The organism is Paenibacillus sp. W2I17 (assembly GCF_030815985.1).
Lineage (GTDB): Bacteria > Bacillota > Bacilli > Paenibacillales > Paenibacillaceae > Paenibacillus.
The window spans coordinates 2,633,332-2,658,390 of record NZ_JAUSXM010000001.1; the positions used below are offsets into that span (position 1 = coordinate 2,633,332).

Consider the following 25,059-nt stretch of genomic DNA (forward strand, 5'->3'; position numbering starts at 1 on the left):
TCACCTCTCTCTTCATATTTACGATGCATTGCTGCACCGCGGGGTTCGTCCCCAGTCAATATTATGTGGAGAGAGCACTTCTGTTATTCATGTTCACATGTGAAATTAAATGGCCTTGTCCAGCCAGGAATCCGGTACAGATTTGTACACATCAATCGCATCGGCCAACTCGCTGAGCATCTTTTCTGTACACTTTCCAGCGCCTTGCCTGATCACCTGTACCTCCACATCCTTTTTGCCCCACTCTTTGTACACTTGCTTGGTTGTCGGGAAATACAGATCAATCTTATTACCTTTGATCGCTGAACCGGTATCTGCAACAATTCCGTATCCATAGCCCGGAATATACAGAATGGAACCCATTGGGAACAACTTCGGATCAGCTGCAATCGTGGAAACTGTTTCTTTATCACGACGTACTTTGACACCAGAATACGTAATTCCGTATTGAGGATGTTTGGGTCCTTTTCCTGTAGACTCCACACCTGCCGTATATCCCGTTGCTGTAACCTTTTGTGTACCCAGGATTTGTTCTGAACGCGGAGCAAGCACCGGCATAGACGGATCTGCCACTTGTTTTTCTGGAAGCTCAGGTCTTGGAATGACCATTGGTTGTGGTGACCACAATAAAGCCATATACACCATGGTCGTCAGCTGGGCTTCATCGCTGTATTGATGGCTGACCTGTTCCGGAAATTCTTGACTAGACTTGCTCGAAGTTTCAATAATCGGACCTTCACTGCTGCTGCTCTGACTCTCGACATGCAGTACTGTTCTTTCCTCTTCAAATGTATAGGCATCCGCCTGATTCAGGTTAATCATCATCCCGGCGAACATCACACAGCCAACCAATAAACCCCGTATATGTTTCTTTTGAATTGAGAATTGCTTTTTCATTGTATAACCTCCCCCTCACTGCAAAGGTTTTCCAAAAAGCAATTAATCTATACTTTTTACTGCAAACACTACGAAAAAACGCCTGAATAACATAGGTCAATCCCATGTTATCCAGGCGTTATGCAGAGTGATCAGCGCAACTTATGCACTGGTTATCTGATAGTTCATATGTTCATTTATACCAAACGTGTTGCAATTTCTTCTTTCAATTGAGCGATAATTTCATCGACCGGTTTCATGCCCAGATCGCCTTCTCCACGCTTACGCACAGATACTGCTTCTGCATTACGCTCATTCTCACCAACAACAAACATATAAGGCATTTTCTCAAGCTGCGCCTCACGGATTTTATATCCAAGCTTCTCATTCCGCAGATCGGCTTCAGCAGAGATTCCCGCACGTTTCAGCTTCGCTTCCACTTCACGCGCATAATCGTCGAAGTTTCCCGATACCGGGATCACTTTTGCCTGAACCGGAGACAACCACAGCGGGAAAGCTCCTGCAAAGTTCTCCAGCAAAAATGCTGTGAAACGTTCCATTGTACTAATTACACCGCGGTGAATAACGACCGGACGATGTTTCTGTCCGTCATCTCCCACATATTCAAGTTCAAAGCGCTCAGGCAACAGGAAGTCCAGTTGAACCGTAGACAATGTCTCTTCTTTGCCCAAGGCTGTTTTGATCTGCACATCCAGTTTCGGACCGTAGAACGCCGCTTCACCTTCAGCTTCATAGAAAGGAAGGTCAAGTTCTTCCACAACTTCACGCAGCATGCGTTGCGACATCTCCCACATCTCGTCGTTCTGGAAGTATTTCTCGGTATCCTTCGGATCGCGATAGGACAGACGGAAACGGTATTCGTTAATACCGAAATCCTTGTACACTGTTTGAATCAACTCGATAACACGAGCGAACTCTTCTTTGATCTGATCCGGCCGCGCAAAAATGTGTGAGTCGTTCAGTGTCATTGCACGTACACGATGCAGACCTGTTAATGCCCCCGACATTTCATAACGGTGCATCATACCAAGCTCGGCAATCCGGATTGGCAGATCACGGTAGCTGTGCATGCTGGACTTGTACACCATCATATGGTGAGGACAGTTCATTGGACGGAGAACGAGTTCCTCGTTATCCATAACCATTTTCGGGAACATATCTTCCTGGTAGTGCTCCCAGTGTCCAGATGTTTTGTACAATTCCACGTTACCCAGAACCGGTGTGTATACATGCTGGTATCCCAGGCTTTCTTCCAGATCCACAATATAACGCTCCAGAGTACGGCGCAGCTTCGCACCGTTAGGCAACCAGATTGGGAGGCCTTGACCAACCAGTTGGGAGAATGTGAACATTTCCAACTCTTTACCCAACTTGCGGTGATCCCGTTTGCGAGCTTCTTCGAGGAAGTGCAGATGCTCGTCCAGCTGAGCTTTTTTCACAAAAGCTGTACCATAGATACGTTGAAGCATTTTGTTTTTGCTATCTCCACGCCAGTAAGCACCCGCGACATTCATCAGTTTGAACACTTTGATTTTGCTAGTTGACGGTACGTGAGGGCCACGACACAAGTCGAAGAATTCACCTTGCTCATAAATCGTGATCACGCTGTCCGCTGGCAAATCACGAATCAACTCAAGTTTGTAAGGATCGCCCACTTCTTCAAACGTTTTGATTGCATCCTCACGGCTAACTTCCTTACGTACAATTGGCAAGTTCTCGTTCACAATACGTTCCATTTCCTTCTCGATCTTTTGCAGATCTTCAGGATTGAGCGCATGTTCGAGGTCCATATCATAGTAGAAACCATCTTCAATGACAGGGCCGATACCGAGGCGTACCTCTTTGTTACCATATAAACGTTTCACTGCTTGAGCCATCAAGTGAGCTGTACTATGACGCATCACTTCAAGTCCTTCTGGTGAATCCAGAGTTACGATCTCCACCAATGCTCCCTCATGAAGTGTTGTGGACAAGTCCACCACGATACCATCCAGCTTGCCGGCTACGGCATTTTTGCGCAATCCGCTGCTAATCGAAGCGGCTACGTCCTCAATGGTGCTGCCATCCGCGTACTCACGCACCGAACCATCCGGTAATTTAATGTTCACTGCCATTTGTCTCATTCCTCCTGTTAATGTAACCTTCATGTCCAGATATTTATGGACTGATTATCTATTGCTATTCCAGTCATTTTGCAAAGGAACGCAAAAAACACCCGTCCCGGCAAAGGGACGAGTGATATATACTCGTGGTTCCACCCTAATTCAGCTGATTCATCCATATTCGGAAATACAGCCCTCATTGGCATGACGGTAACGGGCATGACCCGGCAGATCCTTACTCGCGGATAATCCCCAATAAAGGCGATATTCTAACTCCACTTTCAAAATTGCAGCTACAAAGGGGTAAACCATACGTGATATCCGGAGGAAATTTCAGCCTAGGTTCCTCTCTCTGCACCGATCTTGCGTGTGGTTGTTGTCTTTGTCAACGCTTTTGGTTCAATGGTTCTCATGAAAAATTCATGGATCAACAGTTATTATAATTGCCGAGATCACTTGCGTCAAGACCTGTCAACAATCCTGAGCGCAGCACTTCGCATTCCGGGCAATGATGACATATTTGCACTTTGTCTTCAAAGATCTGGCATATGGTTGAGATGATTGGCAGATCCGGGGTGCGTGTATGAAGCATGACCTTCTCAGGAGAGATCGAGATGAGTGTACTTACAATCATATCTTCAATATCCATCTCCAGTTCCAGACCCGGCATTTCTACAACAACCTGTTCATCCTTTTGCACGGGTAACAGATTAAGTCCAGCATCCAGGACCTGAAATTCATGCATTCCCTTGTGTACAAGATGAACCAGAGGAACTTTGGCTTCTTGAAAAAACACAAAATATTTTAACAGCCCCATAAACTCTTCATACTGCCGATCCATCCAAAATTCATCCAGCGCATACTCCACTAATTCCTGAAGTTCCTGCTTATATGGCCGTATACGGAAATTGATAATACCTTCAAGGTGAAAAAAGTGAACATCTTCCAGATCCTGCCGTAGTCCACTGGCTAACGTAGTACGGCGGCGCTCCCGAAGTCCGGGCTGATCCAGATCACCATTTAATAGAAGTGGCATGCAGATTCGATTGACCTTTTCCACCTCATGCTCATCCATGACAGAACACGCCTTGGCGATCATAGCCTCCACCATGCTCCTTTCTTGTGTCTCCATAATGAAGTCGGCGAGTCCAAGGGAGAGCAGATCACTAATCCGGGGAAGCCATTGCTGGAAGTCTTCGTGATTCTCATTCCCTCTGCACACCCAGGTTGCTCTTCCATCATTATGTTTGAAGGTGAGCCGGAATCCTCTTTTACTTATATGTAAACCTTTGGTTTTTTCCTTGACACAACGATAAAATTGATCCGCTTCCTCTTGCCCTGATACATCGGTCCATACAGCAAACAGTTCCACAAGAATCACTCCTTTCCTTCCTGTTCAAAGTATATGGCAAGGCCGATGGGGATATACGAAGCGGATTGATGGAAAGCGTGTCATGATTTCTCAGTATATTATGAAGAGGTTTGGAGTTAAGACAAAAATGTGTTATTATTTTAATAACAGTATGTTTCACGGAAAAGGAGGGAAGCCAAAATGAGACAACAACTTAGAATACTCCACTACACTATTATTATCATTTTGTGCGTTTTCCAAGCCTTGTGCTTCCCTATTCCGATGCAGACCGAATCTGCCGTTGGGGTGTCTGTAGAAGCAACTTCCAACAAGGAAGTGCTGTTGCAAATACCCGAATCCCAGCAGAAACCGGTCATTCGCAAATACCCACAAGTTATGTCCAAGCTGATTGCGGTTACGCATAATAAGCCTGTCTTTCTTGTCCTCGCATTGTTATTGATGCTGCGAATCCCTACAACGGGTCTGTCCTTTAAACCGTGGTATTGTCTGTTTAAACGCAGATTATTTCTGCTACCTATTAAGTTTACCAGCATGTATGTATCCCTCACCCCTATAGCACCAAAATACGTGAACGCTCTTCACTAGCCGTTACGACGTATTTACAGGTTGCTTTTGCATAGAGACGCCTCTGTATTTAAAGACGGTGTGCTTGTGCATAACTTATAACCCTTTTAGCACACGTTAGATAAACCCATGTTTATGACAGTACCTATTTTTGTTGTACCTACACCGACAAATTCAAATCATATGGCTGTGTCAGGAATTTCTGGCTCTGTTTACCCGCATCTTTTGATGTTCCTTTGAGCAGCAGATTAATCATTTTCGGGAAATAAGCCTGTCTTCTGTGGCCAGCCCCTAATTATAAGGAGGCAACAATCCATGGATGTACGCGAAACAGACTTGCCGGGAATCGGCAAAAAATTTCAGATTGAAACAAGCAGCGGTGATAAAATTGTCATTATTATTCACGATGACGGTCGCCGGGAAATGTACCACTTCGAGTATGATGATCCCGATCAAAGCATCTCGATGATCACACTTGACGATTACGAAGCACGACAGATTGCTGCTATTGTTGGCGGATTAACTTACAAACCAAAGCAGCTTGAAAATATTGAAGTAACGTTTGACGACCTGATTATCGAGTGGTACAAAATCGAACCATCCTTTGGGAGTATCGGCAAATCCATCGGTGAATTGGACGTACGTCAAAACTCTGGGGCAACGGTTATCGCCGTTGTAGAGAAAAATCACAAAAAACATATCAGCCCAGGTCCGGAGGTAGTTATCAGTGCAGAATCCACGGTGGTAGCCGTTGGCGAACGCAATCAGCAGAAACTGTTTAAATCCCTCCTCCTGACTGGAAGGGGGTAAATAGATGGATCATTTGATATTCGAAGTAGGTCTGGCCCTTGTGCTCATTGCGGCAGCCGGCCTTTTATCGGCAAAACTAAGATTTTCGGTCGTTCCGTTTTATATTCTGATCGGGATGGCCGTTGGGCCACATGCTATGAAAATCTGGCATCTGGACTTCCGCTTTATTGAGAGTCAGCCTTTTATTGAATTTATGGGTCGGATCGGTATCCTGTTCCTTCTCTTCTACCTTGGACTTGAATTCTCGGTAGGTCGTTTAATTAAATCGGGTCGCTCTATTGCAGTTGGCGGCTCGATCTACATCGGCATTAACTTTACACTGGGATTAATATTTGGTTTTATGTCCGGTTTCCCCGTTGCAGAAGCACTTATTATCGCAGGTATAACTACCATCTCTTCCAGTGCCATTGTGGCCAAGGTACTCGTGGATTTGAAACGAACGGCCAACCCGGAAACAGAGATGATATTGGGTATTATTATGTTCGAAGATGTATTCCTCGCTGTATATATCTCGATCTTGTCCGGACTTGTGCTTAGTGATTCATCCTCCATCGGAGGCGTCATCATGTCCGCACTTATTGCCCTCGGATTCATGCTTATCGTGATTATCCTTGGACGCAAAGCAACACCGCTACTAAACAAATTGCTTAAAATTCGATCGAATGAGCTATTCTCTCTCGTTGTATTTGGAGCCTTGTTCCTCGTAGCTGGTTTCTCTGAAACTATTCATGTTGCCGAAGCAATCGGTGCATTACTGGTTGGTCTGGTGCTTGCTGAAACAGAACATGCAAAACGGATTGAGCACTTGATTCTACCGTTCCGTGACTTCTTCGGAGCAATCTTCTTCTTCAGCTTTGGATTGTCCATTGATCCGTTGTCCTTGGGTGGCGAAGCCGTATGGTTAGCTCTGATTGCAGTTGTTATTACATTGTTCGGTAACTTCCTGGCGGGTATGATGGCCGGACGCAGTGCAGGACTATCACCCAAAGCATCGGCCAATATTGGATTAACCATTGTGTCACGGGGTGAGTTTTCCATCATCTTGGCCAACATGGGTAAAGCCGGGGGACTGTTGCCAATGATTCAACCGTTTGCCGCGCTGTATGTCCTGATTCTGGCCATTCTGGGTCCTTTATTAACCAAAGAGTCCAAACATGTATTCCGTTTATTGGATAAAATATTCAAGTTCAAAGATCCTCGGAAAAAGAAAGAAGAACCAAAGGTTTTGCAGAAAGAAGGATAATTCCCTATGTCTGTACAGAACAGACATACTAACGTACTTCGCGGCTGTTACGCCGATCTTTCTGTGACTAACCCAGGGAGAATGGCTCGAAAGCCGCACTAAGGAGGATGACCTATGAAAGCACCTCTGATATCGGCTAATCCGGTGCCAAACACCGCCAAGACCAGGATATCGTCTACCCGCCGCTGGTTAAACCTGTTTCTCGTTATTGCGGGCGGAATTCTGGCCTCCGTGGGACTTGAATTGTTCTTACACCCCAATAAGATTATTATTGGAGGCATTACAGGCATTTCCTCACTCTTCGCCCACTGGACCGAAATGAGGATTGGATTGTTCCTATTTTTATTCAATGTTCCGTTTATATTTCTATCTTACAAGATTGTGCAGAAGAAATTTGTACTGGTTACTGTTCTGGGTCTGGTTGTCTTTTCGATCGGTGCCATCGTGCTTCATCCCATGCCGCCACTTGTAGAGCATCCGCTGGCTGCCGCCATGTTTGGCGGATTATGCCTCGGACTCGGAATTGGGCTCGTCGTGCGGTATGGTGGGACACTGGATACGCTGGAAATCGGTGATCCGTCTTCCCGCCCACCTGAACGTGTATTTAGCGGAAAACGGATGCTTATCGAAAAAATAATCATGCTGCTTAACTTGTTGATACTGACAGCCGCTGGTGTTGTCTTTGGCTGGGACCAAGCGATGTATTCCGTAATCGCCTACCTTATTGCTTATGAAATGGTGTACATTGCGTTCAGGGGCTTTTCTTCCAAACGCAAAGTAAGCATTTTGACCACACAAAGCTCTCAAGTTGAAGAAGCTGTACGCAAACGGCTGCGCCGTGAACCTGGAACGCTGGAAGCCACTTCTAACTCAACACAACTTGCTATGGCGGAAGGATGGATCAGGCAGATCCCGGGTGCACTTTATTATGAGGTACATGTTCTGGAGATGATCTGGTTGAAGTCCATTGTGCGTCACATTGATCCACATGCGGGCATTGTAACAAATCCGGAAAAATAAAAAAACGCTCTCTTACCCTATGGATGAACAGTTTTGTTCAACAAGGTCAGAGAGCGTTTTTTTCTGTTATTATAATTAATTGATATTATAGTTCAACGATAGCTTTGACTACATGTGAATCTGGCAATAACCATTGGTCTATTGCAGTAGGTAACTCATCAAATTCCACTCGGTGTGTGATATACCCATCCATGCTTAATTTCTTTTGACGCAAGGTCGACAGGACTTGTTCAAAATCTTCACGGGTTGCGTTTCGACTGCCCAGGATACTCATCTCCCGCTTGTGAAATTCGGGGTCATGAAAGGTAATATCCGCTTTCACCAGTCCTACAAAAATGAGTTGACCACTATGCGCCACATATTGAATAGCCTCATTCATGGAATTCACATTACCTGTTGCATCGAAGACAGCCGTAGCATAGTCGCCTCCCGTAATTTCAGCCACTTGTTGTACAGTATGTTCATTGGCCTGTACCAGGTCATCCGCTCCAGCCCAAGTCCGGCTAAGCTCCAGCCTGTCCAGATTACGATCAACGGCAATAACACGCGCTCCCGCCTGTTTGGCAAATGCCATCACACCCAATCCAATGGGGCCAGCTCCAATCACAACCACATGCTCACTAGGTTTAATTCCTGCTCTTCTGACGGCATGGGCTCCAATGCTTAATGGTTCTACCATTGCCGTCTCATCCAGCGTCAAACCTTCTGCTGAGAGCAGATGTGAGACTGGCACGCTGATTTTTTCTCTCATGCCTCCGTCTACGTGTACACCCATGACTTGCATGGACGCACAACAATTGGTTTTTCCACTGCGACATGCAATACAGTGACCGCAGTGCAGATACGGAATAATACTTACCTGATCCCCAGGCTGTAATCCTGCGTCGTTCGGACCGATCTCTTCAATAATAGCCGCCAGTTCATGACCCAGAACACGAGGATAGGTAAAGAATGGCTGGTTGCCTTTGTATGCATGCAGATCCGTTCCACAGATCCCAATCCGCCGAATGGCAACCAATGCCTCTCCTTCTGCTCGTTCAGGTTGAGGCAGGTGCTGGAGTTTCAATTGATCTATTTCTTCACATACAATGGCTCTCATCGTTGTTCCCCCTTGGATGCTTCTGCTGTCGTGTTGCTTGGCTTAATATTATATTCAGGTCGTCCGCTTGACCACGTCTCGTTATGCAATGGAGCCAGAATGCGGAGCACTTCATCCAGCAGGCTCTGATCCATCGGTTCCTCTATCCAGGCTGCATTATTGAGGATATTGCGCTGGCTGGCACTGCTCACCAGTGTTGTCGGAATTCGTTCATTCGACGTGGAGAATTGTACGGCCAGCATGGCAATGTCACTGCCTTGTTCTGCACAGAAGCGGGCAGCCTTCAGGCAGATCTGTTTCACCCGATTATCTGCCGGATGCCAGGCAGGAGCCCCTCGGGTACTCAACAAGCCCATAGAAAGAGGCGAAGCATTGACGAGGCCAATTTCTTTTTTTTCCAACAAGGGCAATAACGATAATAACGAGGTATCATTCAATGAATAATGACAATACGAGATGATCGCATCCGCATCGATCTGTGGCAGAACCTTCTCGAATAAAGGCAAGGGTAAGCCACAAATGCCCGCATGTCGTATAACTCCCTGCTCTTTCAGACGCAGCAGCGTTGGAAAAGCTTCTTCGATAATAATCTCTGCTGGTACAAATTCAATATCATGCAGGAACAGAATGTCGATATAGTCTGTATGCAGTCGATCCAGGCTCTCTTGCACACTATTCAGAATTCGCTGACGCGAAAAATCAAACTCATTTTCCCCATACCGTCCGGCTTTGGTTGATAACATATATGAACTGCGCGGCAAACTGCGAATGGCCTCACTTAGCACCGTCTCCGCCTTCGTCAATCCATAGTAAGGTGAAACGTCTATATAGTTCATCCCTGCATCTACAGCGGCGTGTACTGTGCGAATCCCCTCACCTCGATCGATATCTCGAAATACGGAGCCCAGTGAGGAGGCCCCAAAACTCAATACAGGTACTTCAAGTCCGGTCTTTCCCAGTATTCTTCTTTTCATCAGCTTGCTCCTTCCCAGCATGTCTGCTTACTCGAGTGTCCCTTCATTGTAACAGTTCAATTTCAATATAAAATATCGCCAAATGCGTAATATGTACTGTTTGATGATCTTGATGCGGAGGAACAAAACAAAATAAAAAACATCTTAACGCTTCCTGAGATAAAATCAGGAGCTTTAAGATGCTATCATTCTACTTCAAAAAAGAATAATTCCACCTACAGCAGCCATTAAAATAACTGCAAATGGATGAATTTTATATTTCATTACAGCAATCAGACTACCTGCACACAATATTAACATTCCAAAGGTGGACCAGTTAAAAACCGTTCCCGTATCTCGCCCAACCCCGAAGTGTATCGCAGCATAAACAATTAATCCTGTGACAATGGGGCGCAGCCCATAAAAGGATGAACGCAGCCACACATTATTCTGCAGCTTTAAAAATAGGGCAGAACATGCAATAACAATCAGGAGAGAAGGAAAAATAATGCCAACCGTTGATATGATTGCACCCGTAATTCCTAAGTGATTATATCCAATTAGAGTCGCTGTATTTGTGGCAATAGAGCCGGGAGCCATGCCCGCGATAGCAACGATTTCCTGAAATTCCTCAGGCCTGATCCACCCGCGATCTGTCACCTCCCGCTCAATGAGAGTCATGACGGCATATCCGCCACCAAACGAAAACGCCCCTATTTTTAAAAATACAAAAAACAACTCCCATAGCAATGCAATCATCACCTTTTAAATGTAGTATTCGGGATAATTCAGATCTGTTTTTTTGATCTGTTTCTCCTTTTCTGTAGGTGCTGCAATGCCAATCCCTCGTTTTATCCCAATAATCAGGATGCCGACAATTGGGCCAGCCAAAATAAGAACGACAGAATGGATGTTGGTAAATAAAAGCAGGGCAACACAACTTCCCGTAATAGCTAGAGTAGCAAAATCTATGATGGAGGATTTCCCCATTTTATAGGCAGCAACTATAATTAAAGCCACAACTGCTGCATGAACACCTTTCAGAGCAGCCTCCACCTTGGGAACATCTTTAAACATCATTCCAAAGATACTTAATATAAATACGATAAAGAACGTGGGCAGTGTGATCGCAAATACAGCGGTCATTGCACCTGAAACTCCTGCCAGCCTGTATCCAACGAAAGCGGCGGAGTTTACTGCTACCCCGCCTGGTGCAGAACCGGCAATCGAGACCATATCACTCATCTCTGAGGAAGTAAGCCAGTGCTTTCTATCAACAATCTCGCGCTCAATCGCAGTAACCATCGCGTATCCCCCTCCAAAAGTGGAAGGGCCCAATTTGAAAAAAACTACGAAAATATCAATTAATTTATGGATATCCTTATTACGGAACAGATTCATAAGCGCCATCTCCAGTCGTCAAACCCATTGCGCAATGAAGTTAACCAAAAATAACGCTGTAATCACATACAGGGCGAAAGGGATTTTTTTTCTATTGCCAGCAGCAAGATTAAGAATGGTATAAATGATGAAGCCAAACGCCATACCATCCACAATGCTGTAAGTTAGCGGAATCAGCACTATGATCAGAAAGGCGGGAAATCCCTCAGCAAATTCCTTGAAATTGATACGCTGAACATTGGAGATCATCAACCCTCCAACAATGATTAGAATCGGAGAGATGGCACTGTCTGGAATGAGTTTGATTACAGGAATAAAAAACAAGGATAACAAAAACAATAATCCGGTAACAATGGAGGTCAGTCCTGTTCTGCCACCTGCGGTAATTCCTGCGGCACTTTCAACCGTGGACACCGTAGGGCTTGTGCCAAAAAGACCTGCAAAGACAGCTGAGACTGCATTCGCCTGTAAGGAGCGTTCGAATTTTTCAGGCTTTTCTATCATATTTAAATGTCCATACACCAAACCTATATTTTCAAAAACAATGACCAGGGTTAGCGTTAAGGTAGCAATCCAGAACGTCATGGAACCTATTTGTTTAAAGGACATGCTACCAATAACATTCAAAGAAGATTGTATTGATAATGAGCCCGTTTCATGTAAATTGGTATCAACTTGACCGAAAACAATCGCAAGCACTGTTCCTACAACAATTGTAATTAGAAAGCTGCCAGGCACCTTTCGCATAAACAAAATTAACGCTATAATCAGTGTCGCCAGTGTAAGGATTACATTTAGTTTGCTGAGATCACCAAGCGCTACAAATGTTGTAGAGCTCGCTGCAACAATGCCGCCTTTCTGCAGCCCTATAAAGGTGAGGAACAGGCCAATTCCGATCGTTGTTGCTTCTTTCAATCCATCAGGTATCGACACTGAGAGCCATTTGGCCACTGGTGTAAATGCCACAAGCACGAACAACAGACCCGAGATAAAAACGGCACCAAGTGCCTCTTGCCAGGAAAGTCCCATCGTATGAACAATGGTATACGTAAATAACGCGTTGATTCCCATACCTGGCACAAGAATAATTGGAGTATTCGCCCATAATCCCATCATTAGACAGCCGATAAATGAAGTTAGAACTGTAGCAACCACTCCCGCTTCCAGTGGAATTCCAGCGTCATGCAAAATGGATGCATTAACGGCAATGATGTAAACAATGGTGAAAAACGATACTGCCCCAGCAAGAATTTCCTTTTTGAGCAATTTAACCTTTTCTTTCGACCTTTCATGGTTCTCGAACACCTGATATAACCTTCTTTCTGTTACCCTCGGCTATGAAGAGGAGACTACTGAATCTTTGAATTTGACTCGGTCCTCAATCACCGGCTTGATATGACCCGTCTTGCGAATATAATCAATTACAATATCACGCATGATCATAGATGTGTCACGTACATTGCTCCCTTTGAGAAAAGCCGTGAAACCGTCTCCACCTTTGCAGGTGAAATCATCGGAAGCAATTTTATAAATACAATCTTCCTGAAGTGGTTCGCCGTTGAGCGTCGCTCCTGTCACTTGACAACCTTTATCTGCTTCAGGGTCTACGATAACTTCGATGCCCGATTGCTCCAATACGCCGGCTGTCATCCCTGCGCTCTGCTCCAGTACCTCCTTTAGTTCCTGTCCGGTCATTTCCATCACAAGGATGTTGTTGTTAAACGGGACCGCATTAATGACATCTCCAACCGTGATCTCACCCTGATCAATATCCGCACGCAAACCTCCCGGAGCAGTGAATACTGCATCAGCCCCCGTATACAAACGAACAGCGTCTGTAACGATGTTACCAAGTAACGATTCTCCAAAATAATTTCGTGATAAATTGTGCTCGGCATATCCAATCTTCTCTTCAATCAGCTCTTTTAAACGATGTTCCCAGTATTCTACTCGCTCAGCTACAATCGGGTCAGGCTCAATCTGATCCGTATAGATCGGTTCTAGGTGGCCTTCATAAGACACAATTTTTCTCTCTGCAGGGTCCACCTGCAATTTCAAATAACCTACAAAGGTTCCCAGACCACGCGTAGAACATAGCAGTGTTCCTGTCTCTGAAGCTACATAAGGTTTGACGATGGATTTATGTGCATGACCCGTGATCATCAGATCAATCCCCTTCACGTTGTTGCACATACGCACATCTTCTTCAAAATCTTCTTCCACATCAACGTCGCGATCTGTGGTCGATTGCTCAGCCGGGACACCCTCATGAGCAAGCACGATAATTAAATCTACGTGTGGCCGCAAAAGATGAACATATTCCTGAAGCAGGGACTCCTGTTCACGGAATTCAAGTTCTTTCACGAGATCTACTTGAATCGTCTCGTAACCTGCTTTTTTTCCGTGTATACCGATGATCCCGATCTTCAAGCCATCTTTCTCAATAATTTCATAAGGCTTGGCGAATAAAATATTGGTTCCTTTATAAAAAATACTTCCTGACAAAAACGGAAATTGAGCCTGTGCAATCAACTTTCTTGCATTGGGTACACCGTGGTCGAATTCATGATTTCCAACACATGAAGCATCAAATCCAATCGTGTTATACAGATCAACCGGCGCTTCCCCATTCGTCAAAAAACTGATTGGCGGTCCGGTTATAATGTCGCCTGCATCCAGTACAAGTACATTAGGTTCTGTATTGCGAATTTTGTTAATATAAGTGGCCATATAAGCAGCTCCGCCCATCATTGGACTGCCTTCAATCCATGTCGCACGAACTGGTTTGTCCTGAGCATGAAAGTCATTTGTATATACAATGGTCAATGTTTTCGGTTCTGACATTAGGAGATCCCCCATCAATTAATTTTTGTCACAGATGATTATAAAAAGAAGTGCCTTGACCTGTATTCGGAACACTAAAGTTTTCAGCCAGCGTGGCTGCCAAGTCAGAGAATGTCTCACGAACTCCAATGCTGGATGGATTGTTGATTGCCGGACTGTATAAAAGCACAGGAACGTATTCACGTGTATGATCTGTTCCCGGATGTGTTGGATCGTTACCGTGATCAGCTGTAATGATTAGTAAATCATCTGCTGTAATGTGTTCCATAATGTAAGGCAAAAGAGCGTCGAATTGCTCCAGTGCCATTGCATACCCTTCGGGGTCGCGGCGATGCCCGTACAGTGAGTCGAAATCGACCAAATTTGTAAACAACAGACCTGTAAACTCTTTGTTTAGTGAAGATATTGTTTTCATGATACCATCTAGATTATTTTTTGTAGGAATCGCCTTTGTGACGCCCTCTCCACAAAAAATATCATTGATTTTACCAATGGCTATAACATCAAGCCCGGAATCTTTCATCGCATTCATTAAAGTGGGAGCCGGAGGAGATACCGCATAATCATGACGGTTCGCAGTGCGCATAAAATTCCCTGGCGTTCCGGTGTAAGGCCGGGCAATGACACGTCCAACGCTGAACTGGCTGTGGCGTGTCAGCTCTCGAGCAATCTCACACGCATCGTATAATTCCTGCAGTGGAATAGTTTCCTCGTGAGCAGCAATCTGAAACACACTATCGGCTGAAGTATAAACAATCCAAGCTCCTGTCGTGATCTGCTCTTCACCTAATTCGTCAAGAATTTCTGTACCAGAAGCTGCTTTATTGCCGATTACTTTACGCCCGGTCCGTTCCTCAAAACGATTGATTAGCTCCGCTGGAAATCCGTCTGGATATACGTTAAATGGTGTCGTGATTTTCAGGCCCATGAGCTCCCAATGCCCTGTCATCGTGTCCTTTCCAATCGAAGCCTCAGCCATTTTCCCGTAACAGGCCATCGGATTTTCCACCGGCTCTATTCCTGATATATGAGTGATATTTCCAAGACCCATCTTTTTCAAATTTCCAAGCAAGAAACTCGGCATACGTTCTGCAATATGGCCCAATGTATGAGCGCCTTGATCACCAAATTGTTTTGCGTCAGGCAGTTCACCGATCCCGACACTGTCTAGTACAATTAAACATACGCGTTTATAACTCATAGGACCCTCCTGTGCCATATTACATTTCCTTAATAATTTCGAGTACCAACTTCAGGAACTTAGGCTTTACTTGTTCGGCTGCTTCCATTACTTCCTCGTGAGAAAGCGCTTGCTGCAGCAATCCCGCTGCTTTATTCGTAATGCATGAAATACCCAGTACCTCCATACCCGCATGTCTCGCAACAATTACTTCGGGAATCGTAGACATTCCTACTGCATCTGCACCAAGAATTCGCGCCATCCGTACTTCGGCAGGGGTTTCATAAGTTGGGCCCAGATTCCCCATGTAAATGCCTTCTCTAAAAGAATATTGCTGTTTTTCTGCTACACGTTGAGCTATTTGAATAAGTCGTTTGCTATAAGCTTCGCTCATATCTGGAAAACGTTCTCCGAAATCCTTCTCGTTTGGTCCGATCAGCGGATTTCTTCCCATATTATTAATGTGGTCCGTAATCAGCATCAGATCTCCGACCTCATAGTCTGCATTAACTCCTCCAGCTGCATTGGTCACAATTAACTGACTAATGCCAAGCGCTTTCAAAATGCGGACCGGAAGTGTCACATGCTGAGCTTCATATCCTTCATATAAATGAAAACGTCCTTTCATCATGACAACGCTTTTGTTATTAATTTGTCCAAACACTAATTCTCCTGCATGACCTTCTACAGTAGACATCGGGAAATGAGGAATGGATTCATAAGGAATCACTTTTGCATTTTCGATTAAATCTGCCAGTATGCCTAATCCTGAACCAAGAATTAAACCGATCTCCGGGCGACAGTCTATTTCCTTTTCAATAAATTGTGCGGCTTCTTGAATTTTTCGTTTAATATCTTGCATCTCATGCACCCTCTTTATGTTTGTCTTCGTGTTCATACATTCATCATAGATCACATTTGTTTCTTTGTAAATATAATAAAATTCATTTTGATAAAAAATATACGTATAATTGATTAAATATCTATTTTTAAATAGTAATCCGAGTGAATTAACTGTCATTTTCAGTGTTTGTCTTTTAATTTTTCTCATTATAAATAATAATCAGCTTGATTTTCCCTTTTTATTCCTTTAATTTATATGAGCAGGATGATTTCGATATAGGAGAGACACAAACAATAAGGTAAAATAGGGAGAAATCGAACATATTAACTATTGGAGGACTTTTATGTTACAGGAATTTGTAGGTCTAATGTCTCCTAAGACAAAAAGTTTAAAAGCTCTGTATTCATTAGTCCGCAAACATGGCCCCATACGTATTAATGAGTTGGTCGAACTAAGCGGATATAAACATTCAACCTGCTCCCGGCTTGTTGAAGAATTAGTACAGGCTGGCCTGATATACGACAGCGGATCAGCAGAATCCAAAGTTGGGCGTAAGCCTGCATTTTATGTCATTACACCTGATTCTCACTATATGGTAGGTGTTGAGATATCCAGTTTATTTATTGTCATTTTGCTCCTTGACTTGAATTTGCAGGTTTTGGAAGAGGTTAAGTTCAAAATGGATTTTAATTCTCCCCCTCAATCTACACTAAATCTGATCAGTGACAGTATTGAGGATATGCTGCTTCGGCACCATGTGCAGCAGAAACATTTGCTTGGAATCGGTGTAGGTGCTATTGGGTCGATTGAAAGGGAGAACGGTACTATCCATTTTAAAGATGATCTCTCCAATGACTGGAATCAGTTAAATATCATTGAGTCCCTGGAAAAACGGTTCTCTACGGTTGTTCTGCTGGATCATGGAGCTAATTTAGCTGCTTTGGGTGAATATCGAAGCAATTACTGGAGGGAAACCGAGAATCTTGTGTACACCTCTTCCGGCATTGGCATTCGAAGCGGCATTATCCTACAAGGACAAGTTGTCGGCAGCAAGCTGGATATGGATGAATCCTTTGGTCATATTACTGTAGATGTTCATGGGAGAAAATGCGCTTGTGGAGCATATGGATGCCTGGAAGCGTACAGCAGCCTGCCTGCTGTTCGAGAGGAAGTGATTCGTCAAATAAAGCGTGGGAAATCATCTTCACTCCTGGACACACCTCTCCAAGCAGATGACATTCAATTTCATCACATATTAGATGCCTTGAAACAGGGAGACCCGCTGTGTTCAGATGTTGTACGGGACGCTGCCTACTACTACGGCATTGGTATTACCAATCTTATTCAGTTGCTCCGTCCGGATATTGTTATTATCGGAGGCGGGCTGGGGGGTAATATTGACTTCTATGAAATGACATTAAAAACGGTGCAAGAGCGCACGAAGCAGTATAAAAACCTACAAGTCAAAATTATTAGAGCATCTAGCGGCTATAATGCAGTCGCTGTAGGAGCAGGCTGTATGATATTTGATTATTTCCTGGAAGAAAAAACAGCTCACGCTGAACCCAAACATGTTATAACTTGAAATCACAAAAATCCTCCCTATAAACGGGAGGATTTTTGTGATCGTTAGCAAAAGCGAAGCTTTTTTACGGAGATCAACATTAATATGCTATCGAATCATTCGACGCGATTAAAATTTTTATTAAATACTCTAGTGAATATGAACGTTGCAACAGCAATCATCATCATGAGTAACAGTGCCAAATTACTATACTGTGCCGATTGAGGGTTCGACGAGAGGTCCACAATTTTGTTCATCATGTATGGTTGACCATACAACATAGCAATTAGTGCCCCACCAAGTGAACTTCCAATATTAAGGACAAGTCTCTCAACCCCAACCCCCGATCCATGCTGATGCTTCGGAAGCAATTGAGTATAGTTACTAAGATATCCTGAGAAAAACAAAGCGTAGCCAATGTTAAAGAAAGCCATTCCAACAAACACGAATACGACAGAAAAACCAACTAAAAAAGCAACCATAGCTAATCCAGAAAAAATAAATAATCCGCCCAGCAGTGCAATATTACGGGAACCAATCTTACTGATGATACGCCCCGAATTGATCCCCGCAATGAATGCCGCAATATTCGTTAATGAGTAGAATACGCCGATTGTGCTGACTGGCAAGCCATAGGCCTTATGAACAATAAACGGGAAGATAAAGCCGAATCCCACCTGGGTTCCATAGAATAAACCACAGACGATCAAAGACCACACAATTCCTTTTATCTTAAATAAATCAGGTTTGATGAATGAATTTTTATTTTTCCTTGTATAGATTACAAAAATCGCAGTGCACGTAAAAGCAGAAATTAATAACAAAGGATACTGCATTTTAAATGTCATATATGTGATCAACAGTGTCGAAATTAATGTGACTAACAACATACCCATGAAATCAAAGGACCCTTTTTTGCTTTCATCCTTAGGCAAATTTTTCATAAGTGTAGGTATCCCCAACAGCGTAAGAAGCGGGAAAAGGAAGATAAAATTCCAGTGGAAATAGTCCGTTATATAACCGCCGAAGAAGTGGCCTGCTGCAGAGGCAAGCTGAAATATCGCTGTATTATAGCCGAAATATTTGGCAGCAGTTAACTTATCGAAGTATTTAAGAGCAATAATAACTTGCAGTGCAAGGGGAATAGCAATGGTTAAAGCAAACATTACCCTTGCTGTAATCAATAATGAGAAACTATATGGTGAAAAGAAACCGATCAGGGTTACGACAGGAAATACAAAACAGGTGAATAACATTAATTTGCGAGTACTCACAATATCTGATAAAGCCGAAAATACAATGGAGGCAATCCCCAAAAACAATTTCCCCAGCGTAACAATCAAACTTACAGTTGAAGGACTCACACCATATTCTTGGGACAAATTGGGTGTGATCAGATTGAATACGTTTTCATTAAACACTTGAAAAAATTCGTAGAGCAAGATCCACGGCATACACTTGATGACTCTTCTCTTGATTTCCTCGCTCTGCAAGTTAACCATTCCTTAACCTCCCTAATGTTAACATCACTCAACTCTTCTCCACAAAACCATATGAAATCAATAAACGGGTTCGATTCCTCCTTCAAGCACTATTACGATTTGGATGATATTTATCATAACGAAATCATATCCCTTTGTAAATCTATTTATTTCGTTTTTGAGAAAAATTATAGATAAAAAGATTGTTTTTAGAGTTAAAATGTAATTATAATACTAAATAATTCACTAAACCCTTATTAAACACATAATTATTTCCGATTTGAATTTAAATCAATTAAACATGGATATGTACGCTTGCTTTTTAAAATGGTAATATCTCCGGCTTTCTATGCGTCGATTCATCAATATAAAAAAAGCCCGCCAACTCTCTCCTAACGGAGCAGTCAGCGGGCTTATTGCTTAAACAAACACAGGCGAGTAATGAGTTATTAAAGTATTGTATTAGTTCTGCATCACAAAATCTTCATGAACGGCATTCTCTTCATCGAACATCCGCAGGATGTCATAACGGGTGTTACGTTGTGCCGGAATATAACCGGACTCTCGAATCAAACGCAGAATGGATTCAATGTTAACTTTGTAAGTTGCACCAGCAGCAGATACAACGTTCTCTTCAATCATCGTGCTACCGAAGTCATTACAGCCGAATTCAAGCGACTTCTTACCGATCTCCGGACCCATGGTTACCCATGAGGATTGAATGTTCTTGATATTATCCAGCACCAGTCGGCTGATGGCTACAGTCTTCAAGTACTCTTCCGGAGTCTGACGCTCCAGCTTAAGGTTGGTATTGTCTGGCTGGAACGTCCACGGTATGAACGCCAGGAAACCTTCGGAATCATACTTGTTCGCAATACATTCGTCCTGAGCTTCACGTACACGGAGCAAGTGTAATGCACGCTCTTCCATCGATTCACCAAGGCCGATAACCATTGTTGCCGTGGTGTTCATACCGATGCGGTGTGCAGTTTGCATAACGTCCATCCAATCCCGCCATGAGCCTTTCAAGCGGCTGATTTTCCGACGTGTGCGGTCATCCAGAATTTCAGCACCGCCGCCAGGCAAGGAATCCAGTCCAGCTTCGTGAATGGCACGTACAACCTCTTCCAATGTAAGGCCGTCGGATACTTCAACCATTTTCATAATCTCCGCTGGGGAGAAAGAGTGCATCGTGATGTTTGGGAAACGCTCTTTGATGGCTTTCAACAGGTCTGTATAATAGCTGAAAGGCAAGTTTGGATTCGTTCCACCTTGCATCAAAATCTCGGTACCATTCACATCTTCCGTTTCCTGAATCTTCTGGAAAATCACTTCGTCCGGAAGCACATAACCTTCATCCGAACCAGGTCTGCGGTAGAAAGCACAAAAACGGCAGTACACATCACACACGTTTGTGTAGTTGACGTTACGCCCAATTACAAATGTTCTGTATGGTTCAGGGTGCATGCGTTTCATAATGACATTAGCAGCTGCCCCGATTTTGTCCACTTCATTCGATTCAAATAGCTCAATCGTGTCTTCCAAGTCTAAACGTTCGCCCCGAAGGGCTTTATCTAAGATACGGTCTACCGTACTCATCGTAAAAAAGCCTCCCTCATGAAGAGAAATTATATAACGATCCGTCCCAACTTGTTCAAGAAAAGCAAGTTCTGGTAGCAACATCGTATTTCTGTACTCCACATATCGTAACACAGGTTACATGTGAAAAAAAGCACCTTATGTACAGGTGCTTTAAAAATAAGTAAAAATTTTTACATATGGAATGGAATTTATTCGAGATTAAGTGATACGCATCGGCGTATTCGGTCATCCACTTTTACTAGGATTCCTGAAGTGCTTGCTCCAAATCTACAATGAGATCTTCGATATCTTCCAGACCTACGGAGAAGCGCAGCAACCCATCTGTAATGCCACGGTCACGGCGAACCTCAGCCGGCATTGCCGCATGAGACATCATCGCTGGGTAGGACAGAATACTCTCCACAGCTCCCAAGCTTACAGCAACAATAGGTAGCTTCACCCGGTTAAGAACTGCTTTTGCGCGATCGCCTGAACCGACGTCAAATGAAACGACAGCTCCATATCCTGTGGACTGGCGCTCATGTGCCTCGCGGCCCGGATGATCCTCCAGTCCAGGATAAAAGACAGCGGTAATATCACTGCGCTCATTAAGCCATGCCGCCAGTTTGGCTGTGCTCCGTTCACTATGAGCCATGCGAGCCCCCAAGGTTTTCATCCCGCGCATCAGAAGCCAGGATTCTTGTGCCCCGAGTACAGTTCCAAGTCCATTTTGCAACTGTTTCAGTTGTACGCCAAGTGATTCCGTGCGAGCAACGGCTAACCCTGCCAGTACATCACTGTGACCTCCGAGAAACTTCGTAGCACTATGTACGACGATGTCCACACCAAGCTCAATTGGACGCTGATAGTACGGTGTCATAAAGGTGTTATCCAGAATCGTGATCAGGTCATGTTCCTTGGACCAGTCAGTTACGGCAGCGATATCCGTAATACGAAGTGTAGGGTTGGACGGTGTTTCCATATAAACTGCCTTGGTGTTTGGCTTGAGTGCCGCTTTTACTTCATCTATATTGGTCATGTCTACAAAGGTTGTCTCGATCTGCATACGGCTTAATATGGAAGTAAGCAAACGATACGTACCTCCATATACGTCTTCCGTTACAATCATGTGATCCCCTGCGGAGAACATCATGAACACGCTTGATATCGCAGCCATCCCCGAAGAATAGGCAAAGCCTCGTGCACCGCCTTCCAGCAATGTGATGTAATCTTCCAAAGCCTGACGTGTCGGATTACCCGAACGACTGTAATCATGCTGAGGCGGATTGAAGATATCAAAATGATGGAAGGTTGATGCTTGATAGATCGGTACACTGGAGGCTCCAGTGGTTTTGTCAATCTCATCGCCAAAATGGAGCAATTTGGTATCAAATTTCAACTGGGAATTGGGCTTATTGTTGGACTCACTCATGAGTGCACGCCTCCTTCCACTTCCTGCTGTGCAGCTGTCAGAGCATTGCCGAGATCTGCAATCAGATCATCCGCATGTTCAATGCCCACGGAGAACCGGAGCAGACGGTCATCCACACCTACGGCGTCACGAATTTCAAGCGGAATATCCGCATGAGTCTGGACTGCCGGATAAGTCATGAGTGATTCAACTCCGCCGAGACTTTCGGCAAAAGCAATGAGTTTGATATGACGCAGCAACGGTTCAACATAACGTGCATCCTTCACTTTGAAAGAGAAGATACCTGTATTACCCGTGGATTGTTTGTTCTGTATCTCATAGCCCGGATGATCGGATAGGCCTGGATGATACACTTCAACCACCGCTGGGTGCTCAAGCAAGTATTTAGCAATAGTAAGTGCATTGTGCTCATGACGCTCCATACGAAGAGCCAGCGTTTTCATACCTTTCATCAACTGGTAGGAGTCACTTGGAGATAATACCGCTCCAATGGAATTATGCAGGAACGCCATCTCTGCAGATAACGCCTCACCTTTGGTAATGATTAGTCCGGCCAACACATCATTGTGTCCACCCAGATATTTGGTAGCGCTATGAATGATGATATCGGCACCCAGTTCAATCGGACGTTGGAAAAATGGAGTCAACAACGTGTTGTCAACAATGGTCAACAAGTTGTAACTTTTCGCCCAGGAAGCCACGGCTTCCACATCGGTGATCATCATCAGTGGATTGGTTGGTGTCTCAATAAATACAGCTTTGGTATTCGGCTGACGAACCTTCTCCAGTGCTGCAAGGTCATTCGTGTCCACATAACTTGCAGTTACGCCGAAACGGGACAGAATACGTTCCAGCAGACGATAGGTTCCACCATACAGATCCAGCGACACAATCAGATGATCCCCTTGACCAAACATGGCAAAGATCGTTTGCAGCGCGGCCATTCCCGAGCTACAGGCAAACCCTGCATCACCGGACTCCAGCGCTGCGGCGGCTTCTTCCAATACTTTACGGGTTGGATTAGTCGTACGGATATAATCAAACCCAGTGCTTTGTCCAAGCTTCGGGTGGCGAAACGCAGTGGATTGATAGATCGGAAAGTTAATGGCGCCTGTTACCGGTTCATTGATGGACCCAATTTGTGCTAAGCGGCTTTCGATTTTCAACTTGTTGTTGTCTTCCATTGCTGCATCCTCCTGTAATCTCGATTAGATTTGCGGGCCAATATCGTAAGGTGTTTCTTGATACACATAGTAATTGAGCCAGTTAGAGAATAATAAGTTGGCATGAGCGCGCCAAGTAGCCGGTGGCACACGGGAAGGGTCGTCATTCGGATAATAATGTCTAGGCAATGCGATATCCAACCCTTTGGCTGCATCCCGGTCATACTCCCACTTTAATGAGAACGGGTCATACTCGGCATGTCCTGTGGCAAAAATCTGTTTGCCGTCTTTGGTAGCAACCAGGAAGATACCCGCTTCCTCGGATTCAGCCAAAATCTCTAAATTCTCATTCTTTTCAATATCTTCGCGTCTCACTTCCGTATGACGGGAATGTGGAACGTTGAATACTTCATCGAATCCACGCAACAACGGAACATGAGGTTTATTAATGGTATGTGGGAAAACGCCAAAACACTTTTCATCCAGTGCAACCTTGGGCACGTCAAAATGATGGTATAAACCTGCCTGGGAAGCCCAACATATGTGGAGTGTTGAAGTCACATTGGTTTTGGTCCATTCGAAGATTTCCTGGATTTCATTCCAATAGTTCACGTCTTCGAAATCCATCTGTTCCACCGGGGCACCCGTAATGATCATTCCATCGAAACGGCGGTGCTCAATCTCATCGAAGGTTTTATAGAACAGATCCAGATACTCCTGAGACGTATTCTTCGACGTATGGGATTTGGGATGTACGAGAACGACATCCACCTGAATAGGCGTGTTTCCCACCAGACGAAGCAATTGTGTTTCGGTCGTTTCCTTTGTGGGCATCAGGTTTAATATAGCGATACGGAGTGGACGAATATCCTGCTGATATGCAGAAGTTTCATCCATGACGAAGATATTCTCTCCTTCAAGTACTTCTTTTGCTGGCAGAGTATCGGGTATTTTGATTGGCATAGTAAGTCTAACTCCTCCTTGTGCATAGATAGATGCAGCCACCCCTGGCTTGATGTCTTCACATCAATACAGTTATAGACTGCCTTGAGCTTGTAAAAACATTGAATTGCTCTTTCATCCAACGTTACAAACAACCTCAAGTTCCTTAGCGAAAATCACTGCTGAGAAGTCGGGGCATATAACAAAGACCTTCCTCGGATTTCGAGAAAGGTCATATGTAAAAAAGATATGCGCCTCTCTCATCTCTCAGTTACAACAGTGCCACTTGACACTTAGTCGCTGCAAGAATTAGCACCGTGCGGTATACCGCCGGTTGCCGGGTTTCATCGGGCCAGTCCCTCCACCTACTCTTGATAAGATTTCGCTGTATTAGATTGTAATTAAATATGGTTCACCGTCTACTTTATTACATTAATGCCCTCACGTCAAGATGCAGTTCGATGTGTGCTTCCCAGATCGGAACCGTTCATCATCCATTGTCATACACTGCCTCAGGGCGCGAAATAGACACATTTTTGCGCTTGAAAGCACCTTGTACCAGCGGTA

Annotated in this window: 21 protein-coding genes and 1 riboswitch; of the genes, 5 read left to right on the plus strand and 16 right to left on the minus strand. The window is 44.3% G+C overall.

Annotation, left to right across the window (positions count from 1 at the left end; translation table 11 throughout):
• Positions 1-105: 105 nt before the first annotated feature.
• From QF041_RS11485 to QF041_RS11495, 3 genes are all read right to left on the minus strand, one after another.
• Positions 106-645 carry a 3D domain-containing protein gene (locus tag QF041_RS11485; protein WP_081595013.1) on the minus strand — a complete coding sequence of 180 codons (540 nt, stop codon included), beginning with the start codon at positions 643-645 and terminating at the stop codon, positions 106-108.
• A gap of 428 nt (positions 646-1,073) precedes the next feature.
• A complete protein-coding gene (gene thrS / locus QF041_RS11490; RefSeq protein ID WP_091014697.1) occupies positions 1,074-3,011 on the minus strand; it encodes a threonine--tRNA ligase in 1,938 nt (645 codons plus the stop codon).
• Positions 3,012-3,426: 415 nt separating this feature from the next.
• Positions 3,427-4,380, minus strand: coding sequence for a putative sporulation protein YtxC (locus QF041_RS11495; protein WP_307414187.1), 954 nt, complete (start codon positions 4,378-4,380; stop codon positions 3,427-3,429).
• Between the two features lie 171 nt (positions 4,381-4,551).
• Between QF041_RS11495 and QF041_RS11500 the strand changes: the two genes are divergently transcribed.
• From QF041_RS11500 to QF041_RS11515, 4 genes are all read left to right on the plus strand, one after another.
• A complete protein-coding gene (locus QF041_RS11500; RefSeq protein WP_307414190.1) occupies positions 4,552-4,956 on the plus strand; it encodes a hypothetical protein in 405 nt (134 codons plus the stop codon).
• Between the two features lie 294 nt (positions 4,957-5,250).
• The gene (locus QF041_RS11505) at positions 5,251-5,745 is read left to right on the plus strand and encodes a cation:proton antiporter regulatory subunit (protein ID WP_036610059.1); all 495 of its coding nucleotides are present in this window, start codon (positions 5,251-5,253) and stop codon (positions 5,743-5,745) included.
• Positions 5,746-5,749: 4 nt separating this feature from the next.
• Positions 5,750-6,988, plus strand: coding sequence for a cation:proton antiporter (locus QF041_RS11510; RefSeq protein ID WP_076289901.1), 1,239 nt, complete (start codon positions 5,750-5,752; stop codon positions 6,986-6,988).
• Between the two features lie 114 nt (positions 6,989-7,102).
• Positions 7,103-8,008 (plus strand): YitT family protein, encoded by a 906-nt coding sequence (locus tag QF041_RS11515; protein WP_307414194.1) that lies wholly within the window; start codon positions 7,103-7,105, stop codon positions 8,006-8,008.
• An 85-nt stretch (positions 8,009-8,093) separates the two neighbouring features.
• Here the strand turns inward: QF041_RS11515 and QF041_RS11520 are convergent, their stop codons facing one another.
• The 8 genes from QF041_RS11520 to QF041_RS11555 form a co-directional block, all read right to left on the minus strand.
• On the minus strand, positions 8,094-9,107 hold the full coding sequence (locus tag QF041_RS11520; protein ID WP_307414196.1) for a zinc-binding alcohol dehydrogenase family protein: 1,014 nt from the start codon (positions 9,105-9,107) through the stop codon (positions 8,094-8,096).
• Entirely contained in the window at positions 9,104-10,081 is a 978-nt protein-coding gene (locus tag QF041_RS11525) for an aldo/keto reductase (protein ID WP_307414198.1), read from the minus strand. Before QF041_RS11525 ends, QF041_RS11520 begins: the two co-directional genes overlap by 4 nt.
• Positions 10,082-10,276: 195 nt before the next feature.
• On the minus strand, positions 10,277-10,810 hold the full coding sequence (locus tag QF041_RS11530; RefSeq protein WP_307414200.1) for a chromate transporter: 534 nt from the start codon (positions 10,808-10,810) through the stop codon (positions 10,277-10,279).
• Between the two features lie 15 nt (positions 10,811-10,825).
• The gene (locus QF041_RS11535) at positions 10,826-11,461 is read right to left on the minus strand and encodes a chromate transporter (protein ID WP_307414202.1); all 636 of its coding nucleotides are present in this window, start codon (positions 11,459-11,461) and stop codon (positions 10,826-10,828) included.
• A gap of 18 nt (positions 11,462-11,479) precedes the next feature.
• On the minus strand, positions 11,480-12,766 hold the full coding sequence (locus tag QF041_RS11540; protein WP_307414204.1) for an NCS2 family permease: 1,287 nt from the start codon (positions 12,764-12,766) through the stop codon (positions 11,480-11,482).
• Positions 12,767-12,796: 30 nt separating this feature from the next.
• Positions 12,797-14,305 (minus strand): bifunctional metallophosphatase/5'-nucleotidase, encoded by a 1,509-nt coding sequence (locus QF041_RS11545; RefSeq protein WP_307414206.1) that lies wholly within the window; start codon positions 14,303-14,305, stop codon positions 12,797-12,799.
• A gap of 28 nt (positions 14,306-14,333) precedes the next feature.
• Positions 14,334-15,506, minus strand: a complete 1,173-nt coding sequence (deoB, locus tag QF041_RS11550; protein WP_307414208.1) for a phosphopentomutase — start codon at positions 15,504-15,506, stop codon at positions 14,334-14,336.
• 19 nt (positions 15,507-15,525) lie between these two features.
• On the minus strand, positions 15,526-16,347 hold the full coding sequence (locus QF041_RS11555; RefSeq protein ID WP_307414210.1) for a purine-nucleoside phosphorylase: 822 nt from the start codon (positions 16,345-16,347) through the stop codon (positions 15,526-15,528).
• A 325-nt stretch (positions 16,348-16,672) separates the two neighbouring features.
• Here QF041_RS11555 and QF041_RS11560 point away from each other — a divergent pair, with 325 nt between their 5' ends.
• Positions 16,673-17,914, plus strand: a complete 1,242-nt coding sequence (locus QF041_RS11560) for an ROK family transcriptional regulator (protein ID WP_307414212.1) — start codon at positions 16,673-16,675, stop codon at positions 17,912-17,914.
• A gap of 95 nt (positions 17,915-18,009) precedes the next feature.
• Here the strand turns inward: QF041_RS11560 and QF041_RS11565 are convergent, their stop codons facing one another.
• The 5 genes from QF041_RS11565 to metA form a co-directional block, all read right to left on the minus strand.
• Complete coding sequence (locus QF041_RS11565; protein WP_307414214.1) at positions 18,010-19,395, minus strand: MFS transporter; 1,386 nt, start codon at positions 19,393-19,395, stop codon at positions 18,010-18,012.
• A gap of 441 nt (positions 19,396-19,836) precedes the next feature.
• Positions 19,837-20,973, minus strand: coding sequence for a cyclic dehypoxanthinyl futalosine synthase (gene mqnC / locus QF041_RS11570; RefSeq protein ID WP_307414215.1), 1,137 nt, complete (start codon positions 20,971-20,973; stop codon positions 19,837-19,839).
• 241 nt (positions 20,974-21,214) lie between these two features.
• Entirely contained in the window at positions 21,215-22,387 is a 1,173-nt protein-coding gene (locus tag QF041_RS11575; RefSeq protein ID WP_307414216.1) for a trans-sulfuration enzyme family protein, read from the minus strand.
• Positions 22,384-23,571 carry a PLP-dependent transferase gene (locus tag QF041_RS11580; protein ID WP_091032745.1) on the minus strand — a complete coding sequence of 396 codons (1,188 nt, stop codon included), beginning with the start codon at positions 23,569-23,571 and terminating at the stop codon, positions 22,384-22,386. Before QF041_RS11580 ends, QF041_RS11575 begins: the two co-directional genes overlap by 4 nt.
• A 24-nt stretch (positions 23,572-23,595) precedes the next feature.
• Positions 23,596-24,513 (minus strand): homoserine O-acetyltransferase MetA, encoded by a 918-nt coding sequence (metA, locus tag QF041_RS11585; protein WP_036610071.1) that lies wholly within the window; start codon positions 24,511-24,513, stop codon positions 23,596-23,598.
• Between the two features lie 236 nt (positions 24,514-24,749).
• A riboswitch (SAM riboswitch) is annotated at positions 24,750-24,873 on the minus strand.
• Positions 24,874-25,059: the final 186 nt, after the last annotated feature.